Origin of the sequence: Streptomyces sp. NRRL F-4489, assembly GCF_001509485.1 — a bacterium.
Taxonomy (GTDB): domain Bacteria; phylum Actinomycetota; class Actinomycetes; order Streptomycetales; family Streptomycetaceae; genus Streptomyces.
In genome coordinates, this window is the sequence record NZ_LLZI01000082.1 from 1 (window position 1) to 7,506 (window position 7,506).

Genomic DNA, 7,506 nt, shown 5'->3' on the forward strand with positions numbered 1-7,506 from the left:
GGTGGGGTGTGGGGGGCCTGCGGGGCAGGGTGGGGTGAGGGGGTGGCGGGGGCCGCTGGGGCCGGTGCTGCGGCCGGTGCCGCGGCCGGGGGCTCGGCGGCCTGCTCGGCGGCCGGGGAGGGAATCGTTCCGCCCGGTGCCGCGCCGTTCCCGGCGGGCGGCAGGACGGTGCCGTGGGCAGGCGTCGCCACCGGCCGCTGCACCAGCGGCGCGGGCGCCCACGGCCCCGGCTCACCGTACGGGGGCGTCCCGTACGGATCCTCGGGGTGCAGCGGCTGCGGCCGGGGGGCGGGGGCTGCGGCCTCGGTGGGCGCGGTGGCCGGGACGGGCGCGGTGGACTCGTCAGCCGGGGTGGGCATGGCGACCTCGCCGGCCGGGGCGGCGGCCGCTTCGGACGGCCGTTCCGCAGGCGCGTCCGCGCGCACCTGACCGAGCGTCACCGTCGCGGCTTCCCCGCCCCGCGCGCCCTCCGCCGGCGCACCCGCGCCAACCGGCCGCACGACCGTACGCGGATCAACGGCACCCGGCGCAGACTGCGACTCGTTCTGCAAGGGCTGCGACTCGGCGGACGACAAGGCCAACTCCCCCTCAACTCCTGGGAGTTCACCGCGCCCGGAGGCCAAGGCGTCCGCTACGGGACGGCTCCCGCCACCCTCTCCGCCGCAACCGTCCGCCACAGGCCCATGCCCCACGGAACCGTTCGCCACGGCCGCACTCTCAGCAGACCCATCCGCCACAGACCCATCCGCCACAGATGCATCCGCCGCAGACCCACCCGCCACAGACCCGTCCGCCTCCGGCCCCCCGCCCCCTACCGCTCGCGGCGGGCCGACGAGCCAGTCGCCCGAGGCGTCCGGGGCGGGCGCGTCGGTCCGCGGGCCCCGGTGCGCGGCGCCGGCGGGCTGCCCGGGCCCGGGAGCCTGCTCCGGGCGGCTCCACCACTTCAGCTTGGGCCCGGCGGCCTTGGCGTCGTCCATCTTCTCCCCAACACTTCGCCCGCGGCCGTTGCGCGGGCCACCACACCGGGCCCGTCCGGCGACAGGCCCGCGCGGTACGCGCCCCGGGCAGGGGCGCGCCGCCCGAGAAGGGATTCAACCAGTTCCGGGCGGCGGTGCGCAGGGGCCGGTCAGCGCGGGGCGGAAGCGGGCCCTCCACTCGCGGCCGGGGAGCCCAGCAGCGGCCGCATGGGCTCCAGCGGCGGCATCGGGGGCGAGGTGCGGTGGACCGGAACGTTGCCGCTCGCGGCCGTCAACGGGGAGAAGCGGTACGCGGCCGCCGGCCCCGTGGCGGCTATCAGGGGCGAGAGGCCGAAGCGGCCGGGCAGCGGGCTGAAGGCCGGCACCGCGTCCGAGGGCCGGGCCTCGTCCGGCGCGAAGAGCGACATGGGGCTGGGCGCGGGGGCGCCCGTCGGGTCGCCGGCGGTCGGCCAGGCCCCGGGACGCGGCTCACGCGTGATCGGCATCTCCCCGCCCGCGAGCCCGAAGGCCCCGGCCGCGGAGTTGGCGCCGAGCGGGGTGACGGCCGGACCGCTGCCCTCGGCACGCGGTGCGGGGGCGTCCACGGCCGCCTCCAGCGGCAGCGCGCCGCCGAGCGCGAACGCCGCCAGCGAGACCGCGCCGGCCGCCGCGAACGCGAACCGGCGCCGCTGCGGGGCACCGCGCTCGGCCTCCGCGGCCCGCACGCCGCGCCGCGGCTGCCCGGGGACGCCGACCAGGGCGCGGGCGAGGTGCTGCTCGGGCGGGACGTAGCCGAAACCGCCGCCGCGGCCGAACTCGCCGCCGTCGAACTCGGCGCGGCCGAAACCGCCGCCGCGCCCGAAGGCGCCCTCGCCGAGCCGGCTGCCGGGACCGCCGGACTCGCCGCCGGGCAGCTGCTGGAGGCGCGCCAGCAGCCCCTCGGAGGGCCCGGGGGACAGCGCTTGCGCGAACACGCTCTTCAGCCGACGCTGCGCATCGGCCTCCGCCTTGCACTTTCCGCAGGTCGCCAGGTGCGCCAGCACCCGCTCCCGTGCGTCGTGCCCCAGTTCACCATCGACCAGGGCCGCGAGGCGGTCGCCGAGATGCTGCTCGGCGGGGGACGGACCGCCGGTGAGGCTCACGCGATTCCGACCTCCCTACTGGGCACCACGGACAGCGCACGCCGCTCCGCACGCTCTTCGGCCCGCGCCTCGGGCGAGCGGTGCTTGAGCGCCTTGCGCAGATGCGACCGGCCCCGGTGGATCCGGCTGCGCACCGTGCCGAGCTTGACGCCGAGCGTCGCGGCGATCTCCTCGTACGACAGGCCCTCGATGTCGCAGAGCACCACGGCGGCCCGGAACTCCGGCGCGAGGGTGTCCAGCGCGTGCTGCACATCGGCGTCGAAGTGGGTGTCGTCGAACTGCTGCTGCGGGGCGGGCTCCCGGCTGGGGAGCTTCTCCGCGGCGTCGTCGCCGAGCGCGTCGAAGCGGATGCGCTGGCGGCGGCGGACCATGTCCAGGAAGAGATTGGTCGTGATGCGGTGCAGCCAGCCCTCGAACGTGCCGGGGGTGTACGACGACAGCGAGCGGAAGACGCGGACGAACACCTCCTGCGTGAGGTCCTCGGCGTCGTGCTGATTGCCGGTGAGGCGGTAGGCGAGGCGGTAGACCCGTGCACTGTGGGTGCTGACGATCTCCTCCCAGCTCGGAGGGGTCCACGCCGGCGCGTCCGCGTCTGCGGCGAAGGTCGCGGTCGGCGCGTCGGAGGCGGGGGCCCCTCCCTTGGCCTTGGGGCCGTACGGGCGGAAGCGGTCAGCGGTGTTGGTCACGGATTTCGGCCCGGCGAACGACCTTCGCAAGCGCCTGCGCACTCGGTCACCCGCCGCAGCCGCACCTCCCCTGGTGGCTCTGGTGGTGTCCAGTAGGGCCCCTACCATATCCACCTCGCCCGTTAGCTCCGGATAAGCAGTTTTGACCAGCATTTGGTGCGGCTTCTCTTCCGGCCGCGCCTCCGGCACGGTCTCTTGCGTGGTATCCACCGGTCCATCCCCCCGTCTCTCCCCTCTGTCCTCTCCTAACGTCCGGTCCCATCTGCGGGTTCCCGCGCGCAGCGGATACAGTCACGGTTGCGTCAACTACGGGGACAGGAGAGGGCCATTACCGGCAACCGGCAGACGAACTTGGCATTCGCCGAGGCGTACGGCGCCGGGACCATCGACGACGCCGCCCACGCCGCCCTGAGCTGGTCCCGCGACCGCGCGCTGGAGGCCGGGATCCGCCCGGTGACGGCCGCCGCCGGCGCGGCCCTGCGGATGCTCGCCGCCACCGCGGACGCCAAGGCGGTCGCCGAGATCGGCACCGGCACGGGCGTGTCCGGCATCTACCTCCTGCACGGCATGCGCCCGGACGGCGTGCTCACCACCGTGGACCTCGAACCGGAGCGCCAGGCGTTCGCCAAGCAGGCGTTCCGCGCCGCGGGCTTCGCCGGCAACCGCGCCCGCTTCATCCCCGGACGGGCCCTGGACGTCCTGCCCCGCCTCGCGGACGGCGGCTACGACCTGGTCTTCTGCGACGGCGATCTGCTGGAGTACCTGGAGTACTTCGCTGAATCGTTGCGGCTGCTGCGCCCCGGCGGCCTGGTCTGCTTCCAGGGCGTCTTCGCCGACGGCCGGACGGTGGACTCCGCGGAGCAGCCGGCGGAGGTGCTGCGGGTGCGCGAGCTGCTGCGCGCCATACGGGAGAGCAGCGCGCTGGCACCGGCCCTGCTGCCGGTCGGCGACGGCCTCCTCTGCGCGGTCAAGCGCGGCTGAGCCCGTAGCGGCGGGGCGCGGCCAGGCTCCGTACCGCCCTGGGTGCGCCGTCCACCCGGACCCTCGCCCTCCGGCAGCTGCCCCGACAAGCGCGCGAAAACGGCCCCGGCACGCGGCGCGCCGTTTTACTGGCGTGCCGCGTGCCGGGGCCGGGGTGTCCGGCTGGAGGTACCGGGGCCGAGGCGCCCGGAAAACCGCAGCGGTGTCTCCGCCCTCGTCAGACGGTGACCTTCTCCAGAGCCTCACCCAGGGCCTTGGCCTCGTCGGGGGTCAACTCGACGACGAGCCGACCGCCGCCTTCGAGCGGAACGCGCATGACGATGCCCCGCCCCTCCTTGGTCACCTCGAGCGGGCCGTCGCCCGTCCGCGGCTTCATGGCCGCCATGCTCGTTCCCCTTCCTGAAACCAGCTCATCTCAGCCGACGGCCTTCATTAGGCGCGTGTCACCGGCGTCGAACACATTGCTTCCAGGCCATTATCCCGCATCGAACGACCCGATGACCAACATCAGGGGGCATCCCTTCGGACACGCGCTCCCGCAAACCCACCCAATTCGGCGATCGGCCTGCGATACTTCGCCACTCCCCGCCATCCGGCGCGCCCGCTTTCTTTGACGTACGTCACATGCCGAGGGCGGATGATCTCCGGCATCCTGAGCGCTGGCTGCCGCTTTCCCGGCAGTACAGAGCCGCGACGGAGGGGACTCCACTATGGCCGACACCGTGCTCTACGACGTGACCGACGGACTGGCGACGGTCACCCTCAACCGCCCCGACGCGATGAACGCGATGAACACCGAGGCGAAGGAGGCGCTGCGGGACGTCCTGCGCGAGGCCGCCGCCGACCCGGCCGTACGGGCGGTGCTGCTGACCGCGACCGGCCGGGCGTTCTGCGTCGGGCAGGACCTCAAGGAGCACATCGGCCTGCTGGCCGAGGACCGGGAGACCGGCGCGGGGCGCACCATGACCACCGTGCGGGAGCACTACAACCCCATCGTCACCGCGCTCACGGAGATGCCGAAGCCGGTGGTGGCCGGGGTGAACGGGGTCGCGGCCGGGGCCGGCGCGGGTTTCGCGCTGGCCGCCGACTACCGGGTCGTCGCCGACACCGCGTCGTTCAACACCTCGTTCGCGGGTGTGGCGCTGACCGCGGACTCCGGGGTCTCCTGGACGCTGCCGCGGCTGATCGGCCACGGCCGCGCCGCCGACCTGCTGCTCTTCCCGCGCTCCCTCAGCGCCCAGGAGGCGTACGAGCTGGGCATCGCCAACAAGGTCGTACCGGCCGGGGAGCTGGCCGCGGAGGCGGCCGCGGTGGCCCGCCGGCTGGCCGAGGGGCCGACCGCCGCGTACGCCGCGATCAAGGAGTCGCTGGCCTACGGGGCCGGCCACTCGCTCGCCGAGACCCTGGCCAAGGAGGACGAGCTCCAGGTGCGCGCCGGCGCGTCGGAGGACCACCACCGCGCGGTCGACGCCTTCGTCAAGAAGGAGAAGCCGGTCTTCCTGGGGCGGTGAGGCGGGCGGGGCCGCCACCCCGGCCCGGCGGGGCCACGGCGGCCGGGGCCCGGCGGGCGGCCGCCCCGGCCCGCTGGCCTGCCGCCGCTGGTCAGCCGGCCGCTGCCGCCGCCTCCACCTCCGCCCGCACATGGCAGTCCGCGAGGTGGTCGTTGACCAGCCCGCACGCCTGCATCAGCGCGTACGCCGTGGTCGGGCCGACGAACCGGAAGCCGCGCTTCTTCAGCTCCTTGGCGAGCGCGGTGGACTCCGGCGTCACCGGCTGCACCTCGCCGTACGTGCGCGGCACCGGGCGGCCGGCCCGGGCCGGGGCATAGGACCAGATCAGGGCGTCCAGCTCGCCGGGGGCCAGCTCGGCGGCGACCCGGGCGTTGGCCAGCGTCGCGGTGATCTTGGCGCGGTTGCGGATGATGCCCGGGTCGGCGAGCAGGCGCGCCGCGTCCTCCTCGGTGAACCGCGCCACCTCGGCTATCCGGAAGCCGGCGAACGCGGCCCGGAAGCCCTCCCGGCGCCGCAGGATGGTGATCCAGGACAGCCCGGACTGGAACGCCTCCAGGCTCATCCGCTCGAAGAGCGCGTCGTCGCCGTGGACCGGCCGGCCCCACTCGGTGTCGTGGTACGCCCGATAGTCCGCCATCTGCTCGGACTCCATCCCCCACGGGCAGCGCGGGACCCCGTCCGGAGCCGTCACCACACCCTTCATGCCGGGCCCTCCCCTTCTTCCCGCTCCCCCGCGCCCGGGGCACCGTGGCCACCGGGCGGCTCCACGGCGCCACCGGCACCACGGCCCGCGTCCGCACCCTCCGCCGCGTCCGAAAGACCCGCCGCGTCCGGAACACCCGAAAGACCCGCCGCATCCGGAACGTCCGCCGCACCGGCCCATCCGGTCCCGCCCGGGGCACCGCCCGGCCCCGTACCGCCGGCCGCTCCGGCGTGCGCGCCGGCCAGCGCCGTCTCCAGCTCGGCGATCCGCGCGTCCCGCTCGGCCAGCTCCGCGCCCAGCCGGTCCAGCACGTCGTCCACGTCGTCCATGCGATAACCGCGCACGGTGACGGGCAGGCGGACGGCTTCCACGTCGGCCCGGTCGAGCGGGCGGTCCTGGGGCAGCGGGTCGTACAGCCCCTCGGGCTCGGCGTCGGGCAGCCCGCCGCCCGCGCCGCCGGCGTCACCGCCGCCGACCACGACCAGCGTGACCGCGGCCACCACCACGACCATCGCGATCAGCATGAACCAGAACACGACCACTCCCCGGACTCTCTGTCTGGTCCGATCGTGCCATGCGGGTCTGACAGTTAGGGTCGCTCCCGGACCACGGAGAGGGAGTCAGGGAATGCTGCGGCTGGGAAAACGCGAGTTCGGGGCGCATGAGCCGGTGATCATGGCGATCGTCAACCGGACGCCGGACTCGTTCTACGACCAGGGCGCGACGTTCCGCGACGAGCCCGCGCTCCACCGGGTGGAGCAGGCGATCGCCGACGGTGCCGCGATCATCGACATCGGCGGCGTCAAGGCCGGCCCCGGCGAGGAGGTGAGCGCCGAGGAGGAGGCGCGCCGCACGGTCGGCTTCGTGGCCGAGGTGCGCCGCCGCCACCCCGATGTGGTGATCAGCGTCGACACCTGGCGGCACGAGGTCGCCGAGGCGGTCTGCGAGGCCGGCGCGGATCTGCTCAACGACGCCTGGGGCGGGGTCGATCCGCGCCTGGCGGAGGTGGCCGCGCGGTACGGCGTGGGCCTGGTGTGCACGCACGCGGGCGGCGCCGAGCCGCGTACCCGGCCGCACCGGGTGGAGTACGACGACGTGATGGCCGACATCCTGCGGGTGACGCTCGGACTGGCCGAGCGGGCCGCCGCGTTGGGGGTCCGGCGGGACGGGATCCTGATCGACCCGGGGCACGACTTCGGGAAGAACACCCGGCACAGCCTGGAGGCGACCCGGCGGCTGGGCGAGATGACGGACACGGGCTGGCCGGTGCTGGTGTCGCTGTCCAACAAGGACTTCGTCGGCGAGACGCTGGACAAACCGGTCAAGGAGCGGGTGCTGGGCACCCTGGCGACGACCGCGGTCTCCGCCTGGCTGGGCGCCCAGGTCTACCGCGTCCACGAGGTCGCCGAGACCCGCCAGATCCTCGACATGGTCGCCTCGATCGCCGGGCACCGCCCCCCGGCAGTCGCCCGCCGAGGGCTGGCGTAAGGGGGCGGGGGGCTGGCGGGGGCGGCGGGAGGGTGGCCT

At 74.9% G+C, this 7,506-nt stretch carries 8 protein-coding genes and 1 pseudogene; 3 read left to right on the forward strand and 6 right to left on the reverse strand.

Annotated elements, in window-relative coordinates; translation table 11 throughout:
- The 3 genes and pseudogenes from ADL22_RS35205 to sigE form a co-directional block, all read right to left on the reverse strand.
- Positions 1-440, reverse strand: a pseudogene (locus ADL22_RS35205) (protease); the annotation flags it as partial.
- A gap of 686 nt (positions 441-1,126) precedes the next feature.
- Positions 1,127-2,098 (reverse strand): anti-sigma factor family protein, encoded by a 972-nt coding sequence (locus ADL22_RS09085; RefSeq protein WP_066975583.1) that lies wholly within the window; start codon positions 2,096-2,098, stop codon positions 1,127-1,129.
- The gene (gene sigE, locus ADL22_RS09090) at positions 2,095-2,784 is read right to left on the reverse strand and encodes an RNA polymerase sigma factor SigE (protein WP_066975585.1); all 690 of its coding nucleotides are present in this window, start codon (positions 2,782-2,784) and stop codon (positions 2,095-2,097) included. Before sigE ends, ADL22_RS09085 begins: the two co-directional genes overlap by 4 nt.
- 297 nt (positions 2,785-3,081) lie before the next feature.
- On the opposite strand from sigE, the gene ADL22_RS09095 reads away from it, so the two are divergent.
- Positions 3,082-3,765, forward strand: a complete 684-nt coding sequence (locus ADL22_RS09095; RefSeq protein WP_066975587.1) for an O-methyltransferase — start codon at positions 3,082-3,084, stop codon at positions 3,763-3,765.
- A 217-nt stretch (positions 3,766-3,982) separates the two neighbouring features.
- Here ADL22_RS09095 and ADL22_RS33715 read toward each other — a convergent pair whose 3' ends face one another.
- Positions 3,983-4,150 (reverse strand): DUF3117 domain-containing protein, encoded by a 168-nt coding sequence (locus ADL22_RS33715; protein WP_003985072.1) that lies wholly within the window; start codon positions 4,148-4,150, stop codon positions 3,983-3,985.
- 325 nt (positions 4,151-4,475) lie between these two features.
- Here ADL22_RS33715 and ADL22_RS09100 point away from each other — a divergent pair, with 325 nt between their 5' ends.
- On the forward strand, positions 4,476-5,276 hold the full coding sequence (locus ADL22_RS09100; RefSeq protein WP_066975590.1) for an enoyl-CoA hydratase/isomerase family protein: 801 nt from the start codon (positions 4,476-4,478) through the stop codon (positions 5,274-5,276).
- A 91-nt stretch (positions 5,277-5,367) separates the two neighbouring features.
- Here the strand turns inward: ADL22_RS09100 and ADL22_RS09105 are convergent, their stop codons facing one another.
- Together ADL22_RS09105 and ADL22_RS36040 are read right to left on the reverse strand one after the other, a co-directional pair.
- Complete coding sequence (locus ADL22_RS09105; protein WP_066975592.1) at positions 5,368-5,979, reverse strand: DNA-3-methyladenine glycosylase I; 612 nt, start codon at positions 5,977-5,979, stop codon at positions 5,368-5,370.
- Positions 5,976-6,515: a DivIVA domain-containing protein gene (locus ADL22_RS36040; RefSeq protein ID WP_079063965.1), complete on the reverse strand. Its 540-nt coding sequence runs from the start codon at positions 6,513-6,515 to the stop codon at positions 5,976-5,978. The genes ADL22_RS09105 and ADL22_RS36040 overlap by 4 nt, the downstream gene beginning before the upstream one ends.
- Before the next feature lie 91 nt (positions 6,516-6,606).
- Between ADL22_RS36040 and folP the strand changes: the two genes are divergently transcribed.
- Complete coding sequence (gene folP, locus ADL22_RS09115; protein WP_066975594.1) at positions 6,607-7,467, forward strand: dihydropteroate synthase; 861 nt, start codon at positions 6,607-6,609, stop codon at positions 7,465-7,467.
- Positions 7,468-7,506: the final 39 nt, after the last annotated feature.